At 43.6% G+C, this 17,947-nt stretch carries 17 protein-coding genes and 7 tRNA genes; 19 read left to right on the forward strand and 5 right to left on the reverse strand.

Annotated features, from left to right (window positions below; genetic code table 11):
• Positions 1 to 248: 248 nt before the first annotated feature.
• The 11 genes from IEY42_RS16960 (at position 249) to IEY42_RS17010 (ending at position 5,618) form a co-directional block, all read left to right on the forward strand.
• Positions 249 to 1,466 (forward strand): FAD-dependent monooxygenase, encoded by a 1,218-nt coding sequence (locus IEY42_RS16960; RefSeq protein WP_229780134.1) that lies wholly within the window; start codon positions 249 to 251, stop codon positions 1,464 to 1,466.
• A gap of 149 nt (positions 1,467 to 1,615) precedes the next feature.
• Positions 1,616 to 2,203 carry an aminoacyl-tRNA hydrolase gene (pth, locus tag IEY42_RS16965; protein WP_188926472.1) on the forward strand — a complete coding sequence of 196 codons (588 nt, stop codon included), beginning with the start codon at positions 1,616 to 1,618 and terminating at the stop codon, positions 2,201 to 2,203.
• A 78-nt stretch (positions 2,204 to 2,281) separates the two neighbouring features.
• The gene (ychF, locus tag IEY42_RS16970; protein ID WP_188919660.1) at positions 2,282 to 3,373 is read left to right on the forward strand and encodes a redox-regulated ATPase YchF; all 1,092 of its coding nucleotides are present in this window, start codon (positions 2,282 to 2,284) and stop codon (positions 3,371 to 3,373) included.
• 201 nt (positions 3,374 to 3,574) lie between these two features.
• A tRNA-Met gene (locus tag IEY42_RS16975) sits at positions 3,575 to 3,651 on the forward strand.
• Between the two features lie 43 nt (positions 3,652 to 3,694).
• Positions 3,695 to 3,779: transfer RNA gene (locus IEY42_RS16980), tRNA-Leu, on the forward strand.
• A gap of 46 nt (positions 3,780 to 3,825) precedes the next feature.
• Positions 3,826 to 3,900 (forward strand) — tRNA-Gln (locus IEY42_RS16985).
• 23 nt (positions 3,901 to 3,923) lie between these two features.
• Positions 3,924 to 3,998, forward strand: a tRNA-Gln gene (locus IEY42_RS16990).
• Between the two features lie 5 nt (positions 3,999 to 4,003).
• Positions 4,004 to 4,080: transfer RNA gene (locus tag IEY42_RS16995), tRNA-Met, on the forward strand.
• 106 nt (positions 4,081 to 4,186) lie between these two features.
• Positions 4,187 to 4,271 (forward strand) — tRNA-Leu (locus IEY42_RS17000).
• Positions 4,272 to 4,323: 52 nt separating this feature from the next.
• Positions 4,324 to 4,398 (forward strand) — tRNA-Gln (locus tag IEY42_RS17005).
• Positions 4,399 to 4,586: 188 nt separating this feature from the next.
• Positions 4,587 to 5,618, forward strand: coding sequence for a patatin-like phospholipase family protein (locus tag IEY42_RS17010; protein ID WP_188926473.1), 1,032 nt, complete (start codon positions 4,587 to 4,589; stop codon positions 5,616 to 5,618).
• A 77-nt stretch (positions 5,619 to 5,695) separates the two neighbouring features.
• On the opposite strand, the gene IEY42_RS17015 is transcribed toward IEY42_RS17010, so the two are convergent.
• The 3 genes from IEY42_RS17015 to lolB all read right to left on the reverse strand — a co-directional run bounded on the left by IEY42_RS17015 (position 5,696) and on the right by lolB (position 8,262).
• Positions 5,696 to 6,643: a ribose-phosphate pyrophosphokinase gene (locus tag IEY42_RS17015; RefSeq protein WP_188926474.1), complete on the reverse strand. Its 948-nt coding sequence runs from the start codon at positions 6,641 to 6,643 to the stop codon at positions 5,696 to 5,698.
• Between the two features lie 92 nt (positions 6,644 to 6,735).
• A complete protein-coding gene (gene ispE, locus IEY42_RS17020) occupies positions 6,736 to 7,608 on the reverse strand; it encodes a 4-(cytidine 5'-diphospho)-2-C-methyl-D-erythritol kinase (RefSeq protein WP_188919652.1) in 873 nt (290 codons plus the stop codon).
• Between the two features lie 42 nt (positions 7,609 to 7,650).
• Positions 7,651 to 8,262: a lipoprotein insertase outer membrane protein LolB gene (lolB, locus tag IEY42_RS17025; protein ID WP_188926475.1), complete on the reverse strand. Its 612-nt coding sequence runs from the start codon at positions 8,260 to 8,262 to the stop codon at positions 7,651 to 7,653.
• Positions 8,263 to 8,498: 236 nt separating this feature from the next.
• Here lolB and hemA point away from each other — a divergent pair, with 236 nt between their 5' ends.
• The 8 genes from hemA (at position 8,499) to IEY42_RS17065 (ending at position 16,287) form a co-directional block, all read left to right on the forward strand.
• A complete protein-coding gene (gene hemA / locus IEY42_RS17030; RefSeq protein WP_188926477.1) occupies positions 8,499 to 9,749 on the forward strand; it encodes a glutamyl-tRNA reductase in 1,251 nt (416 codons plus the stop codon).
• A gap of 14 nt (positions 9,750 to 9,763) precedes the next feature.
• Positions 9,764 to 10,849 carry a peptide chain release factor 1 gene (gene prfA / locus IEY42_RS17035; protein ID WP_188926479.1) on the forward strand — a complete coding sequence of 362 codons (1,086 nt, stop codon included), beginning with the start codon at positions 9,764 to 9,766 and terminating at the stop codon, positions 10,847 to 10,849.
• A 9-nt stretch (positions 10,850 to 10,858) separates the two neighbouring features.
• The gene (prmC, locus tag IEY42_RS17040; RefSeq protein WP_188926481.1) at positions 10,859 to 11,713 is read left to right on the forward strand and encodes a peptide chain release factor N(5)-glutamine methyltransferase; all 855 of its coding nucleotides are present in this window, start codon (positions 10,859 to 10,861) and stop codon (positions 11,711 to 11,713) included.
• Between the two features lie 111 nt (positions 11,714 to 11,824).
• A complete protein-coding gene (locus IEY42_RS17045; RefSeq protein WP_188926483.1) occupies positions 11,825 to 12,220 on the forward strand; it encodes a SirB2 family protein in 396 nt (131 codons plus the stop codon).
• 9 nt (positions 12,221 to 12,229) lie between these two features.
• The gene (locus IEY42_RS17050; protein WP_188926485.1) at positions 12,230 to 13,018 is read left to right on the forward strand and encodes a transglutaminase family protein; all 789 of its coding nucleotides are present in this window, start codon (positions 12,230 to 12,232) and stop codon (positions 13,016 to 13,018) included.
• A gap of 121 nt (positions 13,019 to 13,139) precedes the next feature.
• Positions 13,140 to 14,387 (forward strand): DUF819 family protein, encoded by a 1,248-nt coding sequence (locus IEY42_RS17055; RefSeq protein WP_188926487.1) that lies wholly within the window; start codon positions 13,140 to 13,142, stop codon positions 14,385 to 14,387.
• Positions 14,388 to 14,404: 17 nt separating this feature from the next.
• A complete protein-coding gene (kdsA, locus tag IEY42_RS17060) occupies positions 14,405 to 15,256 on the forward strand; it encodes a 3-deoxy-8-phosphooctulonate synthase (protein ID WP_188919632.1) in 852 nt (283 codons plus the stop codon).
• 158 nt (positions 15,257 to 15,414) lie between these two features.
• On the forward strand, positions 15,415 to 16,287 hold the full coding sequence (locus IEY42_RS17065) for an EamA family transporter (RefSeq protein ID WP_188926489.1): 873 nt from the start codon (positions 15,415 to 15,417) through the stop codon (positions 16,285 to 16,287).
• 21 nt (positions 16,288 to 16,308) lie between these two features.
• Here IEY42_RS17065 and IEY42_RS17070 read toward each other — a convergent pair whose 3' ends face one another.
• Positions 16,309 to 17,280: a ketopantoate reductase family protein gene (locus IEY42_RS17070; protein WP_188926491.1), complete on the reverse strand. Its 972-nt coding sequence runs from the start codon at positions 17,278 to 17,280 to the stop codon at positions 16,309 to 16,311.
• Between the two features lie 29 nt (positions 17,281 to 17,309).
• Entirely contained in the window at positions 17,310 to 17,669 is a 360-nt protein-coding gene (locus IEY42_RS17075; protein ID WP_188926493.1) for a VanZ family protein, read from the reverse strand.
• Positions 17,670 to 17,947 lie beyond the last annotated feature (278 nt).

The raw sequence follows: 17,947 nt of genomic DNA on the forward strand, positions 1-17,947 counted from the left end.
GCTTTGTGGTCGCACCGCAAGTAAGTTACTTTGGGCTAAATCACGATTAAACAGCAGCAGTATTTCCGTGGTTTGTTGATATAGGGCATAATCGAACGCATTTTAAGTCGGTGATCTTGATGGTGTCCGCTAATGACTCGTTTTAGTGGTCCATTGATAACCCTCTTCCAGTATAAAATTGGGTTTACTGGTTTATTTTTAAATTGGCGGCCATACCCGCCACATCACTTTTTATGGATATAAACACCATGCAACAAACGCCTGACACTCAAGATGTCCAACACGTAACTGAATACGATGCCGTGATTGTGGGCGGCGGAATGGTGGGCGCAGCCGCAGCTATCGGGCTGGGCCAGCTTGGCTTAAACGTGGCGGTCATTGAAGCGCGTGAGCCACAAGCTTATGACCCCGAACAACCATTAGATGTACGTGTGTCGGCGATAAGCGTGGCATCAGAGCAGTTGTTATCTCGCCTAGGCGCAATGGAAACGCTACTAACAATGCGCCATGCACCTTACGACGGTTTAGAAACCTGGGAAATGGACGGCTGCTTAACTTCTTTTACTGCTGAGCAAGTGGGGCAAACACATTTAGGCTACTTTTTTGAAAACCGTCTAATACAGCTGTGTTTGTGGCAACAAATCCGCCTAATGGATAATGTAGACTTATTATGCCCTCATAAGGTAAGCCAATTTAAGCGCCAATCTGCACAGCAGCGTATTGAGGTCACCTTAAACGATGGCAGCCAACTGTCTACACGGCTCCTTGTTGGCGCTGACGGCGCTAACTCGCAAGTGCGTCAGTGGTCGGGGATTGGCGTAACCGGTTGGGATTATGCCCAATCAGCAATGCTAATTAATATCCACACTCAAACCGAGCAGCAATCTGTCACTTGGCAGCAATTTACTCCAGCTGGCCCAAGAAGTTTATTGCCGTTACCAGGTCATCACGCATCATTAGTGTGGTACGACGATGCAAATCGCATTAAGCAATTATCGCAATTAAACAAACTGCAACTTGCTGAACAAATAAAACAACATTTTCCAGACCGATTAGATGCTAACTTTAGTGTTGAGTCGAGTGGCAGCTTTAGCTTAACTCGCCGTCATGCACAGCAGTATTATCAAGATAACTTAGTGATTCTTGGCGATGCAGCTCACACTATTAATCCACTGGCAGGTCAGGGAGTTAATATCGGCTTTAAAGATGTTGATGTGCTGGTTGCTCAAGTCGCTAATGCCATTGGCAGTGGTGAAACATGGTGGCAAGTATCGGTATTAAAGCGCTACCAGCAAGCTCGATATTATGACAACCAATTAATGATGACCGCCATGGACGCTTTTTATGCAAGCTTTAGCAATGACTTATTGCCGCTTAAATTATTGCGTAATGGCGCATTAAAACTGGCTAATATTGACTCACCGATAAAGCGCAAAGTCTTAAAGTATGCGCTAGGGTTAAATTAGCCCAAGTCGTAAGCGAAACTTGTGGTTTGTTGACAAGCCATTTGAGTGCTAAAATGCCGCGTTTTGCATGATGTGTATACCATTGGCCCTTTAAAAAGGGATTTACGGCACACGCGAGAGTCACTTACAAATAAACTGACTAGGTTGTGATGAGTAACATTAAACTAATTGTTGGGTTAGCAAACCCCGGTGCTGAATACGCACAAACTCGCCATAATGCAGGCGCATGGTACCTGCAAGAATTAGCCCGTATTTGCAATGTGCCTTTAGTGGCCGACAGTAAATATTTTGGTGTCACAGCACGAACCATTTTGCACGGCAAAGATGTGCGCTTGTTGATCCCGACAACATTTATGAATTTAAGCGGCAAGTCTGTTGCCGCATTAGCCAACTTTTTTCGTATTTTGCCTGAAGAAATATTAGTGGCCCATGATGAGTTAGACATGGACCCCGGTGTGGCTAAATTCAAATTAGGCGGCGGGCATGGCGGACATAATGGTTTAAAAGATATTATAGCCAGTTTAGGTAACGACAAAAATTTCCACCGCTTGCGTATTGGCATTGGCCATCCAGGCGATAAAAACAAAGTCAGTGGTTACGTATTAGGCAGAGCGCCAACGGTAGACCAAGAGCGAATTAATGCAGCGATTGATGAAGCAGTTCGCTCTACCGAGATTTTATTTAAACAAGACATGGTGAAAGCCATGCACAGATTACATTCGTTTAAAGCAGAATAAGCTCGGCGAGTTTTGTTTTAACACCTCATTCGACATCATTATCCTGTGGGATAATTCTACATATATAAAGGTAAGCATATGGGTTTTAAATGCGGCATTGTTGGTTTGCCAAACGTGGGTAAATCAACGCTGTTTAATGCGTTAACACAAGCAGGTATTGAAGCGGCAAACTTTCCGTTTTGTACTATTGAGCCAAACACCGGTGTGGTACCAGTACCAGACTCACGTCTTGACGCATTAGCTGAAATTGTAAAACCACAACGTATACTACCTACCACAATGGAGTTTGTTGACATTGCGGGTCTAGTGGCTGGTGCCTCTAAAGGTGAAGGGTTAGGTAACAAGTTTTTAGCTAACATTCGCGAAACGGATGCAATTGGTCACGTGGTACGTTGTTTTGAAGACCCAAATATTGTTCACGTTGCCAACAAGATTGACCCAGCAGGTGATATCGAAGTGATTAACACAGAACTTGCTTTAGCTGACTTAGACTCATGCGAGCGAGCTATTTTTCGTCAAGCCAAGCGTGCCAAAGGTGGCGACGGAGATGCTAAATTTGAAGTGAGCGTACTTGAAAAAATGCGCCCTGTGTTAGATGAAGGCAAAATGTTGCGTTCATTGGAATTAACTAAAGAAGAGTTAGCCGCTGTTGCTTATCTTAACTTCTTAACCATTAAACCAACAATGTATATTGCGAACGTGTCTGAAGACGGATTTGAAAATAATCCTCATTTAGACGTGGTGCGCGAGATTGCCGCGGGTGAAAATGCAGTTGTAGTACCAGTATGTGCCGCGATTGAATCTGAGCTTGCTGAAATGGAAGCAGACGATCGTGCCGAATTTATGGCTGATCTAGGTATAGAAGAGTCAGGCTTAGACCGTGTTATTCGTGCAGGTTACGAATTATTAAACTTACAAACGTATTTTACAGCGGGTGTTAAAGAAGTTCGCGCATGGACTGTGCCTGTTGGCGCATCGGCTCCACAAGCGGCTGGTGTTATCCACACTGACTTTGAACGTGGCTTTATTCGTGCTCAAGTGATGGCTTATGCTGACTTTATTACTTACAAAGGCGAAGCTGGCGCAAAAGAAGCGGGTAAATTGCGTGTTGAAGGTAAAACTTATATCGTTAAAGATGGCGATGTAATGCATTTCTTATTTAACGTTTAAGCGTTATTGAGAATAAAAGGGGCGTAAGGCGACAAAAGGTAAGTTAAGTGGGGTTATTTTGTCGATTCGGCATCCAGTTTGGTGAAGATATAGCCGAACAAGACGAATTGATGAAAATAGCGAAAAAAACCAGTTGACCTCGATAACCTGAATAAGCATAATACGCCCCGTTCCTCACCAAGAGGGATTGCAAAAAGTAGTGGCAATATAGCTCAGTTGGTTAGAGCACAGCACTCATAATGCTGGGGTCGCAGGTTCAAATCCCGCTATTGCTACCATTACTTTGCACATCTTACTCAAGATGTAAAACATGAGCGTAGTGCGGGAATGGTGAAATTGGTAGACACGCCAGATTTAGGTTCTGGTGCCGCAAGGTGTGAGAGTTCAAGTCTCTCTTCCCGTACCATTTATTAGAAAGGCTGGCTTAGGCGGGCATTTCAAAAAAGTTTGATTGGGATATCGCCAAGCGGTAAGGCACCGGGTTTTGATCTCGGCATCCCCAGGTTCGAATCCTGGTATCCCAGCCACTTGTTAGTTAGAAAAAGATTATTGGGATATCGCCAAGCGGTAAGGCACCGGGTTTTGATCTCGGCATTCCCAGGTTCGAATCCTGGTATCCCAGCCATCTTTGGCAATATAGCTCAGTTGGTTAGAGCACAGCACTCATAATGCTGGGGTCGCAGGTTCAAATCCCGCTATTGCTACCATTTTTACTCGGTAGAATGAGGGCTTAACCAAGTACTTTTTTGCCGATAGTAAAAGTCAAAGTGTACACTTAAAAAAATTAAGGTATACTCAGAGTTAAAATTTGATGCGGGAATGGTGAAATTGGTAGACACGCCAGATTTAGGTTCTGGTGCCGCAAGGTGTGAGAGTTCAAGTCTCTCTTCCCGTACCATCAAATTTAGTCAAATAGATTTATCTTCTGTTTTACAATAAAAGATTTCAATTGGGGTATCGCCAAGCGGTAAGGCACTGGGTTTTGATCTCAGCATTCCCAGGTTCGAATCCTGGTACCCCAGCCATATTGTGAAAAGCCCGTCTTAATGACGGGCTTTTTGCTTTTTATTTTTTGATATTTTTTCGCACCATTACATCCCTTGGTATATTGATAGCCTTTTCCTATTAACACAATTGATTCTATCTGTTATCCATTATCAACACAGTTGTTTAGAATTACCTTATGCAATTAATTCTCAGTATCAGGTCAACGATGAACAACCAAGTTAACTCGCCATTCACTTCTTCAAAGCAATCATCAGAGCCCATGACGGCATTAATTGCTGAGGGTGGCGGCCAGCGCGGTATTTTTACTGCCGGGGTACTTGATGCGTGGCTAGATGCACAGTTTGACCCATTTGATTTATTCATAGGCACCTCTGCTGGGTCGCAAAATCTCACCAGTTTTTTATCTAGACAAAAAGGTTATGCAAAACGCTTAATCCGCGGCTTGTCGAGACATAAACGTTTTTATCAACTAGGCCGAGGTTTAGTCGGCGGTCATGTGGTTGATTTAGATTGGTACTTTGAAAAAACCACTCGTGGCAGTTTTGCGTTAGATTTTGATACCGCCAGTAAAACTCTAGGGCAGCGCCAATTATTAATTACCGCAACCAACGCAAGAGATCGCCAGGGATACTTTTTAAGTCCTAGTGATGATAATAACCATTGGCGCGACCTGTTAAAGGCATCAAGTGCATTACCGTTTCTTTATAAGCAAGGTGTTAAGCTAACGCCCTGGTTGGCCTCAGAGGCGGCGAATCAATCTGCGGAGCTGACACAACCAATACAAGAAGACTTCTTTTTAGATGGTGGCTTAGCCGCGCCATTACCGGTGCGAGAGGCTTATCAACGTGGCGCGCGCAAAATTGTGGTGATCCGCACGGTAAATGCTGACTTTCAAGCACAATCAGCGTGGGTACATAAGCTTAAATCGTGGATTTGTGTCTCAGGTTATTGCCCCAAAACCATTGATTACTTAGTTCAGCATGAACAAGCTTACCAAGAGGAGCTTGCGTTTATGGCTAATCCGCCAGCCGATGTCGAAATTGTGCAAATTTTTGCTGATGATACTTTGCAAAGTAAATTGCTTGGCAGTACTGATGCAGGCTTGCGCCAAGACTATCGTACAGGCATTGCAGCTGGAAATGCGTTTTTGCAACGAGGTAATGAAGAGAAGGTGATGCCAGTCGCTTTTAATCTTCAGCATGGCAATATCATGCCCCCGCAGGCGCTGTCGGCGTAATAGAAATAGCATAATATAGACAACAAAAAACGCACTCAATGAGTGCGTTTTAGTATGCGACTAAATTAAAGTAAATATTAGTGGCGGAACATCGCAGAGATAGACTCTTCGTTGCTTACACGGCGGATTGCTTCAGCAAGTACAGCAGACATAGTCAATTGTGTTACTTTATCCACTTTAAGCATTTCAGGGCTTAACGGTACAGTGTCAGTGACGATAACTTCATCAATAACTGAGTCTGCAATGTTTTGTGCTGCATTACCCGAAAATACTGGGTGAGTCGCATAGGCAAACACGCGGTTAGCGCCATGTTCTTTTAACGCTTCAGCGGCTTTGCATAAAGTGCCACCCGTGTCGATCATGTCATCAACGATGATGCAATCTCGGCCTTGAACATCGCCAATGATATGCATTACTTGGGCAACGTTAGCTTGTGGACGACGCTTATCGATAATCGCAAGATCCGAATCATCTAATAGCTTAGCCACCGCCCGCGCACGAACAACGCCACCAATGTCTGGCGAAACCACAACTGGGTTTTCAAGTTTTTTCGCTAGCATGTCTTCAAGTAGCACAGGGCTACCGAACACGTTATCTACCGGCACGTCAAAGAAACCTTGGATTTGCTCTGCGTGTAAGTCGCACGTTAATACGCGGTCAACGCCAACGCTAGACAAGAAGTCAGCAACCACTTTAGCGGTGATAGGTACACGGGCACTACGAACGCGACGGTCTTGACGAGCATAACCAAAATACGGGATAACGGCAGTAATACGACCAGCAGACGCACGACGAAGAGCATCAACCATCACGATAAGTTCCATAAGGTTATCGTTAGTTGGTGCGCAAGTAGATTGAATGATAAACACATCCGCACCACGTACATTTTCGTTTATTTGAACACTGATTTCACCGTCGCTGAAACGGCCTACAACTGCGTCGCCAAGTTTGCAAAATAAACGTTCGGCAATTTTATTGGCTAGATTTGGGGTAGCGTTACCAGCAAAGAGCTTGATGTCGGGCACTTTATGAACCTCAGGTGTTTGCTTTACTATTAAAGGCTAGATCAATTTTACGTGTTGTCACTCAAAACTGACCCAGAAGAAAAATATGTTGTTTAGAGTTGTTCAAGCCGCGTTAGTAACGGTGACTTATTCATCCCTTTTGCGACAAAGCCATGCATATCGGCCGGCAATTCGGCTAAAGCATCTAAAGCTTGCTGCGAATGTGTAAATTCCCCGAACACGCATGCACCTGTTCCGGTCATTCTCGACGGCGCATATTCTACCAGCCAGCTTAAGGCATTGGCAACTTGAGGGTACTTAGTTGTGACGAGTTTCTGACAATCATTTGTCCATTGCTGAGTCAGTAAACTCTTCATATCTAATTTAGGGGTGTTACGAGGTAAGTCTGGATCTTGGAATATGTCTTTGGTGGAGACATGAGCATCTGGCACGATAACAAGGTACCATGGCTCGTCGGGTTGTACGTTAATCAGTTGCTCACCAACGCCTTCTGCAAAAGCCGCTAAACCATTAATAAAAACAGGCACATCCGCACCTAACGCGAGGCCTATTTCGGCCAATTTAGATGGAGAAACATTGGTTTTCCACAGCGCATTAAGCGCAACTAATGTGGTGGCAGCATCTGACGAACCTCCGCCTAAACCACCGCCCATGGGCAGCAATTTATTTAACCAAATATGCGCGCCACCTTTATATTGGGTGTAACGCTTTAAAGATTTTGCGGCTTTTAGAATTAAGTTATCGCTGTCTGCAACAGCATCACCCAAATTGGAGTGCAATACCAATTCAGCAGACTCAGTAACATGAAAATCAAGGTAGTCACAATGATCAACAAACTGAAATAGTGTTTGTAATTCATGATAACCATCGGCTCGCTGCCCTGTTACATGCAAAAACAAATTAAGTTTCGCTGGCGCAGGCCAACTTTTAGAGGCGATAGATTTGTGTGGATAAGGTGAATTCATTTTATATAACTACCTTGTTATAACGTCACAAGCCGGGCAGGACTATTTACCTTTGACCTGTACAGCAGTCCATTGGTTACTTTGAATTTTAATTTGTACATCATCGCGCTTTATCGTCAATAGTTTTGGTACTAATGCACCACTTTGCAGCTGCCAACTGTTAAAGCTCACATGCCAGTCGGCTTGTGGATCATAGCTAATTAATTGTTTAATCGTACCATCCGAATTATAGCTGACAATGGTGTCATTTTCGCCAATCTGGCCAGTCATCCACAGCGGTAAGCTGTCTAACGGAATTGACCAACCACTAATCCCGGTTAATAAATCTTGAGCGCTTCTGTCATGGTAGGTTTTACCGTCTACCTCTAAGGTTGCCATACCTTCATTAGTGGTTAACGTTAATACTGTTGTGCCTAATACTGTGGTGAGGCGTAAATCGTTAGCTAAGGGTTGATGAAACCAATAAAGGTTAGTACTAAATTTGTCCTCAGCCGTTTTGACTGCAATTTTGCCTTGTAACTCCCACGACTTTGCTTGTGAGGCCTCGGTGACTTCTATTGGGGTCAATGGCTCAGACGGGGTAATGCTACAGCCTGTGAGTAATAGCACTGTGGCGACGATGATTAATGTGAACGCTGATACTGATAAACGCAATGGCTTGCCTAACAGTTGCTGAAGATGGCTTTATGATACTGGGCTTAAGGTATGATGTAAAAATGCTTTTTTAAAATTAATGTGATTTTAATCTAACGAATTATGCAATGCCTTTATATCTAAGAAATAAAAAATTAGACATTTATTCGGTTTTGTTAAGCCAATTGTGTTTTTAGTTGGTTCAATTCAGTAGAATAGCCTAATTAACGTCACCGAAAAGAACTTGATACAGTCACATGAGCCTAGTAGCAATCGGGATAAACCATAAAACCGCCACGGTAGATTTGCGTGAAAAAGTCGCTTTCTCTCCAGACCGCATTCATGACGCCATGAAAAGCTTGGCCAGTCGCACCCGTACGGGTGAGGCTGTGATTGTGTCTACCTGCAATCGTACTGAACTTTATTGTAATAATGCTGAGAAACACGACATTATTGAATGGCTAGAGGAGTATCACCAATTAAATCATGATGATTTAATGCCCTGCATATACGCCTACGAAGAGCAAGTTGCCGTTAAGCATTTAATGCGTGTGGCATCGGGATTAGATTCGTTAGTCTTGGGTGAACCGCAAATTTTAGGTCAAGTAAAACAAGCTTTTGTTAAAGCAAAAGAGGCGGGTACCACCGCTGCAACTATTGACCGTTTATTTCAAAACACCTTCTCTGTTGCCAAAAAAGTGCGCACCGACACCGAGATTGGTGCGGCTGCAGTGTCAGTTGCTTTTGCCGCAGTGAGCATGGCTAAACATATTTTCTCCACGCTCAGCACCACTAAAGTGTTGTTAATTGGCGCAGGTGAAACCATTGAGTTAGTTGCAAAGCACTTAAAAGATAATGGTGTAGCAAGTATAGTGGTGGCAAACCGTACCATTGAGCGTGCTCAAGCCATGTGCGAAGAGTTCAATGCCACTGCCATTACCTTACAACAAATACCAGACTTTCTCGCTAAAGCCGATATCGTGATATCCTCTACGGCAAGCCCTTTACCTATTTTAGGCAAAGGTATGGTCGAAAAAGCATTAAAACAGCGTCGTCATCAACCGATGTTGTTAGTTGATATTGCAGTTCCGAGAGATATTGAAGCAGAAGTCGGTGAGTTAGACGATGCATTCCTTTATACTGTCGACGATCTGCATAGCATTATTGAACAGAACATGGCTTCACGTAAGGAAGCCGCCGAGCAAGCAGAATTAATTACTGAAGATCAATCGCACTTGTTTATGGAGTGGATCCGATCTTTAGAGTCCGTTGACAGTATTCGTGAATATCGCAGCCAGAGCTTGGCGATTAAAGATGAGTTAGTTGAGCGTGCCTTGAACAAATTGTCTCAGGGCGGTGACAGTGAGCAAGTGATAATCGAGTTAGCCAATAGGCTAACCAATCGCTTAATTCATTCCCCAACGCAATCGCTTACCTCTGCCAGTCGTCAAGGTGATTTGAATACAGTCGGCCTATTAAGAACTGTGCTTGGTTTAGATAAAAACTAAGGTTAGCGAGCTAAATGAAAGAATCCGTTATCCGCAAGCTAGAAGGCTTGCTTGAGCGTAATGAAGAAGTATTGGCATTACTAAGTGATGCAAGCGTGATTGCGGATCAAGACCGCTTCCGTTCGTTATCAAAAGAATACTCACAACTTGAAGATGTAGTAAAAAGCTTTACTGCTTACCAACAAGCGCAAAAAGACTTTGATTACGCAAAAGAAATGCTTGAAGAAGATGATGCTGATATGCGCGAAATGGCGCAAGATGAGTATAAGCAATCAAAGCAAGCGTTAGAAACGCTCGAAGACGAGCTACAAATTTTATTATTACCCACAGATCCTAACGACGACACTAACGCGTTTATGGAAATTCGTGCCGGTGCCGGTGGTGACGAAGCCGCAATTTTTGCTGGTGACTTATACCGCATGTACTCACGTTACTGTGAAGCTAACCGCTGGCAAATGGAAGTCATGAACCTAAACGAAGGTGAACATGGCGGCTTTAAAGAGATTATTGTTAAAGTGAGCGGCGACGGTGCTTATGGTAAATTAAAGTACGAGTCTGGCGGACACCGCGTACAGCGTGTACCAGAAACCGAATCCCAAGGTCGTGTGCATACTTCTGCATGCACTGTGGTTGTATTACACGAAGTGCCTGAAGCTGAAGCAATTTCAATTAATCCTGCCGATTTAAAAGTTGATACGTTCCGTGCATCAGGCGCGGGTGGTCAGCACGTTAACAAAACCGACTCAGCAATCCGTATTACTCATATCCCATCAGGGATTATTGTTGAGTGTCAGGATCAGCGTTCACAACATAAAAACCGTGCCCAAGCGATGAGCGTTTTAGCTGCGCGTATTCAAGCAGTTGAAGATGAAAAGCGTCGTAGTGCTGAAGAAACGACTCGTCGTAGCTTGGTTGCCAGTGGCGATCGTTCTGAGCGCATCAGAACTTACAACTACCCACAAGGACGCGTGAGCGATCACCGTATCAACTTAACCTTATATCGCTTAAACGAAGTGATGGAAGGGGACTTAGATGCCTTGCTTGACCCTATCATGCAAGAACATCAAGCCGATATGCTTGCTGCATTAGCTGACGAATAAGGAATAACCTTGCCTCAGTCTTCGTATTCAACTATTGCTGAAGCCCTGCAATGGGCTTATTCACAGCTTGCAGCCACTTCCGAATCTGCACATGTCGATGCAGAGGCGTTGTTATTGCATTGTTTGAATAAAAACCGTAGCTTTTTATATACTTGGCCAGAAAGACTGCTCACTAGTGAGCAGTTTAAGGCGTTTAGCCAAATGGTGACTAAACGTCAGGCGGGATCACCTGTTGCACATATTATTGGTGAGCGAGAGTTTTGGTCATTACCTTTTATCGTTAATGACTCAACCTTGATCCCAAGACCTGATACTGAAATTTTAGTTGAAACCGCACTCAATCTAACCGTGCGTCACAATGCTAAGGTATTAGATTTAGGGACTGGTACTGGCGCTATTGCCTTGTCATTAGCTTCAGAGCGACCCAAATGGCGTATTACCGCCATCGACAATGTGCCTGGCGCTGTCGAACTGGCTAAAGCAAATCGCAATAATTTAAATCTACCCGATGTTGAGATCATCCAATCAGATTGGTTTTCTGCTGTTGAACATCGTGACTTTGATTTAATTGTGTCAAATCCGCCTTACATAGACGAAACCGATGAGCACTTGAGCATGGGTGACGTTCGTTTTGAGCCGCAAAGCGCGTTGACTGCGGCCGATGAAGGTTATGCTGATTTGTTTCATATAGCAGATCAAGCATGTAAACATTTATTAACCGGAGGGTACTTGTTGCTTGAACATGGTTATGAACAAGCTATTAAAGTACGTGAAAAACTCATTGAACTCGGTTTTCAAAACGTAGCGACAGTCCGCGATTTTGGCAGCAATGATCGCTGCACCTTGGGTCAATGGGTTGGTTGAAAATTCAACAAGTTAATCCCTAAATCTGCCGAACAATAACACAGACCACAATATTGGTATGTGTTGCGCTGTTCGAGTAAACTAACACTTTTTATTTTACGAGACTTAGTAATGGAAACCTTTTACAGTTTATATCCAGCGTTAAAACACACTCACATGTTGTTCGTCGCGTTAAGTGTGACATTTTTTGTTGTGCGTTTTGTGCTGCATTTACGTCAGTCTCCGATTATGGAGAAAAAGTTTGTTAAAGTGGCGCCTCATGTTATTGATACTTTTTTACTACTGTCAGGCTTCACGCTTTGCTTTATGATCAAGCAATATCCGTTTGTCGACCCGTGGATGACAGAGAAAATCATCTGTGTGGTGGCTTACATTGCATTAGGGATTATGGCGCTTAAATCTAACCGAAATAAACTGTTTAAGTTTTTTGCCTTTATTGGCGCAATCGGATGGGTAGTGCTCGCGGCCAAGCTGGCTCATTTTAAACAAGTCGTATTAATGGGTTAATTGGGATTAATGGCAAAATATCTTCTTAATGATGCAGTTTCACTCCCTGAAACTGCATTTGAACTTTCTGAGCACCTTGGTTTTTCATTAACTAAACCTGCGATGTGGGCTTGGTATGAAATGGCTGGGTCGGTACTGAGTCACTATGTTGTCGATCAGCAAGCACGCTTAACAGGCCTGTTTAACTGGTTTTACAATGACCTGGGTTTTTGTGTGCGCGACAACTATTTTAGTGTTGAAGCCGCCGATTTAAGTTACTGCGTATTGAAGCGTCAGGGTAATAGCACCACACTGTCAATTTTGCTCATTTTATTAGCAAAACAACTCGATATAACTCTGGAGGCAATCTTGCTTCCTGGCAATACGGTGTTAAGAAGCCAACTAAACGATGTGGTTAAATACTACGACCCGTTAACAGGCAAAGAACTTAACCGTCATCAGTTGCATGCTTTGGTTCGGGGTGAAATGGGCAATGCGGCAAAGTTAAAGCCAAGCCACTTAAAACCTGCCACCTTGAAGCGCCTGATCAGCCGTATGCTGCATGAACTTAAAGCAGGCTGCATTGTTAACCAAAAATTTGAGTCGGCAATGGAGTGTTGTAATTTATTACTGCAATGGCACCCAGATGATGTACACCTCAATCGTGAGCGGGCATTTATCGCTCAACAACTCGGTTGTATTAAAGTAGCCATGTCTGATTTACAACACTTTATTGATTTAAGCCCGCATGATCCTGTGATTGAACTGGTTAAGATTCAATTAAAGGAACTGAGCCAACATACAGAGGTTTATCACTAAATTTTATGCACGCTGCTTTACGAGTTAATGCAGCGTAAAACAATAATAGGCTGTAAAAGCCAGTTAAAATAAGCACCACTATAACTATTATAAATATTGCATTTGCAAGGGAGAATACAGCATGACCACGTCAGCTATGGTGAGCAATGATGCCACCGCACTGGGTTTACTCGCCGTTATTTTAGGTTTTGTGTTTTATACCAGTTCATCGCCACATCCATTTTGGCAAAAGTTTTACAAATATATCCCTGCGTTATTATTGTGCTATTTCTTACCTTCCTTGCTTAATACCTTTGGTGTGGTCGACGGCCACACATCACAATTATATTTTGTTGCCTCACGTTATTTACTCCCCGCGTGTTTGGTATTACTGATTTTAAGTGTTGATTTAAAAGCTATTTTAGGGCTCGGGCCTAAAGCGGTGATCATGTTTTTAACCGGTACGCTGGGTATTGTTATCGGCGGCCCGATTGCCTTACTGCTAGTGTCGATGATTGACCCAAGTTTAATCGGTAACAACGGTCCAGATGCTGTTTGGCGTGGTATGACAACGCTGGCGGGTAGCTGGATTGGCGGCGGTGCAAACCAGGCTGCCATGAAAGAGATTTACGAAGTAGGCGGTGAGATTTTCTCAGTAATGGTGACCGTTGATGTGATTGTGGCTAATATTTGGATGGCGGTATTGCTGTTTATGGCTTCAAAAGCAAAAGAGATTGATGCCAAAACCGGTGCCGACACCTCAGCAATTGAAGCGTTAAAACAAAAAGTAGAAAAATACCACGCTGAAAACTCACGTATTCCATCGCTACGCGACATTATGATGATTGTCGCAATCGGTTTTGGTGTAACCGGTTTTGCCCATTTTGCTGCCGATTTCTTAGGTCCGTTTTTTGAAGCCAACTACCCGTGGACAGAAGATTACAGCTTAACCTCTAAGTTCTTCTGGTTAGTCGTCATTGTTACGACCGTTGGTTTAGGTCTTTCGTTTAGTCCTGTTCGCCACTTAGAGGCTGCCGGCGCGTCTAAAATTGCCTCTGCATTTTTATACATTTTAGTCGCCACGATTGGCTTGCATATGGACGTGTCCAAAATCATGGATACGCCAATTTACTTTTTAGTCGGTATTGTGTGGATGTTAGTGCACGCGAGTTTAATGCTATTAGTGGCTAAACTCATTAAGGCGCCATTATTTTATATGGCAGTGGGCAGCCAGGCTAACGTTGGTGGTGCGGCTTCTGCGCCCGTTGTGGCCGCAGCATTCCATCCAGCATTAGCGCCAGTTGGCGTGCTTTTAGCCGTATTTGGTTATGCATTAGGTACCTACATGGCATGGCTATGTGGTCAGTTTTTACAAGTTGTCGCAGGTTAATGCGCAAAGAGGATCAAATGGATCAAAAAATTATTCAGTTAGCTAATGACATTCAAGTGGCCAATGACAAGCCGTTTGTACTATTTGGTGGCATGAACGTACTTGAGTCTCGCGACTTAGCCATGTCAATTGCTGAGCACTATGTTGAAGTGACCCAAAAACTGGGCATTCCATATGTGTTTAAAGCATCATTTGACAAAGCGAATCGCTCGTCAGTTAATTCTTACCGTGGGCCAGGTATGGAAGAAGGCTTGCGCATTTTTGAAGAGATTAAATCAACCTTTAATGTGCCATTAATCACCGACGTGCACGAAGTGCATCAATGTGCACCAGTGGCTGAAGTGGTTGATGTTATTCAGTTACCTGCATTTTTAGCCCGCCAAACCGATTTAGTGGTGGCAATGGCTAAAACCGGCGCGGTGATCAACGTGAAAAAACCACAGTTTTTAGCGCCACATGAAATGCGTCATATCATCACTAAATTTAATGAAGCCGGTAACGACAACATTATTTTATGTGAGCGTGGCAGCAGCTTTGGGTATAACAACCTCGTGGTAGACATGTTGGGTATGGACGAAATGAAGCAAACCGGTTATCCGGTAATCTTTGATGCCACTCACGCACTACAGCGTCCTGGTGGTCGTGCTGATTCAGCTGGTGGTCGCCGTGCACAAGCGACCGAGCTTGCTCGCAGCGGTATGGCATTAGGTTTAGCAGGTTTATTTATTGAAGCGCATCCCGATCCTGATAACGCCAAATGTGACGGCCCATGTGCGCTGCCACTGCATTTGTTAGAGCAATACTTAACGCAGATGAAAGCTGTCGATGACTTGGTTAAATCATTTGAATTTATTGATACCAGTAAGTAAACATGGCTCGGTTAGATGCCGAACGGCTGGTAAGTTGATTTTTAATCAATTTGGCACACTTTGAGTGTCTTTTACTCATCGTAAACAGTAATCTAGTTACCCTTGTATAAGCCCTGACTTTATATAAAGTCAGGGCTTTTGTCTTTCTGGATGTAACGATGTGGATCTTATTTACCTTTCTTGCAGCATTTATGCAGGCATGGCGGAACGCCTTTCAAAGTAAACTCAGTAAAGATGTCAATGTTGCAGGTGTCACCTTAGCGCGATTTATTTGGGCGGGACCAATTGCCGCTGTGTATTTGTTTAGTCTTCATCAATATCAACCCACCGCATTACCACAATTTAGCGCTGACTTTTGGTTTTTTGTTATTGGCGCTTCTTCAATGCAGATATTGGCAACGGGCTTAATGGTAAAGCTGTTTAAAATGCAAAACTTTGCCATTGGTGCCGGGTTGGCAAAAAGTGAAGCCCTAGTCGCTGCAATCCTTGGAGTGTTTTTCTTTGGGACTCAATTATCATTACTTGGCTGGTTAGGTGTTGTTGTCGGCGGCTTAGCTGTCATGCTGCTTAGCAGTAAACAAGGATTTAAGCAGCTTTCCGTTAAAACCGTCATGTTAGGTTTAGCCTGCGGCAGCGCGTTCGCGTTAACATCTCTGTGGGTGCGAGAAGCCAGCTTAACCTTGCAAGGACCGTTTACTCATCGTGCAGCCTGGGTTTTGCTGTGGGTTATTAGTATTCAAACCATCGTGCTAATTGCTTATTTAATCGCAAAAGACAAATCCACCTTAAGCGCATTATGGCAGCGTCCAAAGCTCACCGGCGCAATCAGTGTCGCCAGTTGTATTGGTTCAATTGGGTGGTTTAGTGCAATGTCATTGCAGGCCGTGCCGTATGTCAAAACCCTTGGTCAAATCGAAGTGTTTTTTACGTTAATGATTGCCGCTCTGTGGCTTAAAGATAAAGTCAAAATCAATGACGTTGCTGGCTTAGTGCTCATTGCTATTGCTGCCATTTTGGTGATGTGGAGTTAACCAGGAGTTATTGAACTTTTGCTAATGCTGACTCAGCGCATCAATCTTAGCCACTAGCGATTGATTAGTAGGCACAGCAAGGTGGTAACGCTGAGCTTGCTGGCAAATATAACCATTAATGTAATCGATTTCTGTGGCGCGATGATGAGTCACGTCCTGATACATGGATGAAAAGTTAGCAGAGGTGAGCCTGATTACTTGCTTCACCCGGTATGATAACTGCGCAGGGTCCAGATCAATGCCATCACATTTCGCCACATCGACTAACTCATCAATAATTGCGTTAATCTGTGGTTGATATTCTTCAGCCGCTAACTGGCCGTTAGCACATTTATTCAATGCAGTTAATGGATTAATTACTGCGTTTATCGCCAATTTTTGCCACAAGATAGGCAAAACTGGCTGATACCATTCAAGCGGTTGGTTGTCGCGGTGTAATACCTGGAGCCTGTGTTTTAACTGCGCAGATAATGGCCTGCCACAATAATGCCCCAACTGGGTAACGCCAAAACCTGTGTGTTTAATGTGCCACTGGCTTATTTTTAATGCTGCCTGTGAAGTTGTGCCTAGTGATAAACCTAGGCTAGGGTAATGTTTTAGGATTTCAGATACCGCTAAATGCGGGCCTAATCCATTATGCAACAACACGATATGACAATTGGGCGCCAACTTACTCAGTAATGGCAGTAGGGCGTTTTCAACTTGATAAGCTTTAACGCACACTATCAATAAATTGATATTTACGAGGTGTGTATCGTCGCTGCTAAGGATGGTTGCCATAGCATGATGTGTTTGGCCGCTATGATCTGTAAATTGTAATGTGTGTTGTTGAGTGTGTGGCTGGCGGCCAATCAATACCACATCATTATACTGTTCAGCCTGAACTGTTTGCCCGGTTAAACAAAGCTTATGATACATCAATTGCCCAATAGCACCTGCGCCTAAAATGGCGATGTTAGCATGAGCAGTAAGTGGCTTTGCTGTAACTACCATCGGACAGGCCTTTGTTGTTAATGTCGCGGTTAAGGGCGTTTTGCGGTTATTTTACGGTACTGCAAAATAGAGAAATTCATTAAGTAAAATAGGCCAATACCGGCAAAATCAGCGGCAACATCGGCAGTTGAAGCGCTTCGATATGGTAGACGCGACTGAACGAGCTCTATCAAAATGGCATAACTGCCTAATGCCGCACATAAATAAAACCATTTAGGCTTAAAGGCATAATGAGCAAGATAAGATAACGCAAAAAAGCTGCCTAAATGGCCAACTTTATCCATATGAGAAAAGGTTTGTGGGTAATTCGGTTTAGAAAAAACTAAATAGCTTGTCACAATCACGGCGACAACTAACGCAAGTTTAAACATATTTTTGTAAGTGATCACGAGCGTTACATCAGCCTTGTGAAACGAGAATATACTTAATAATAAGAAACCTGTTTGATATTGTCACGAATAAACCACTAAGTGATGTCAATATTGTCGTTATTTGGCCTTTATCAGCCGATTGAATGACTCACCTACCAGGGTTAAACCCCGTAATAGTGGGCTTTGATGGTGCTTGTGTGATAAAAATATCCCCTTAGTTATTTTTTGTTAATTAACCTCAGATCTGGTTAAGCAAACACGATATTAGTGCTATCTAACAGCTCAAGTTCTTGAGC

The organism is Shewanella algicola (assembly GCF_014648035.1).
Lineage (GTDB): Bacteria > Pseudomonadota > Gammaproteobacteria > Enterobacterales > Shewanellaceae > Shewanella > Shewanella algicola.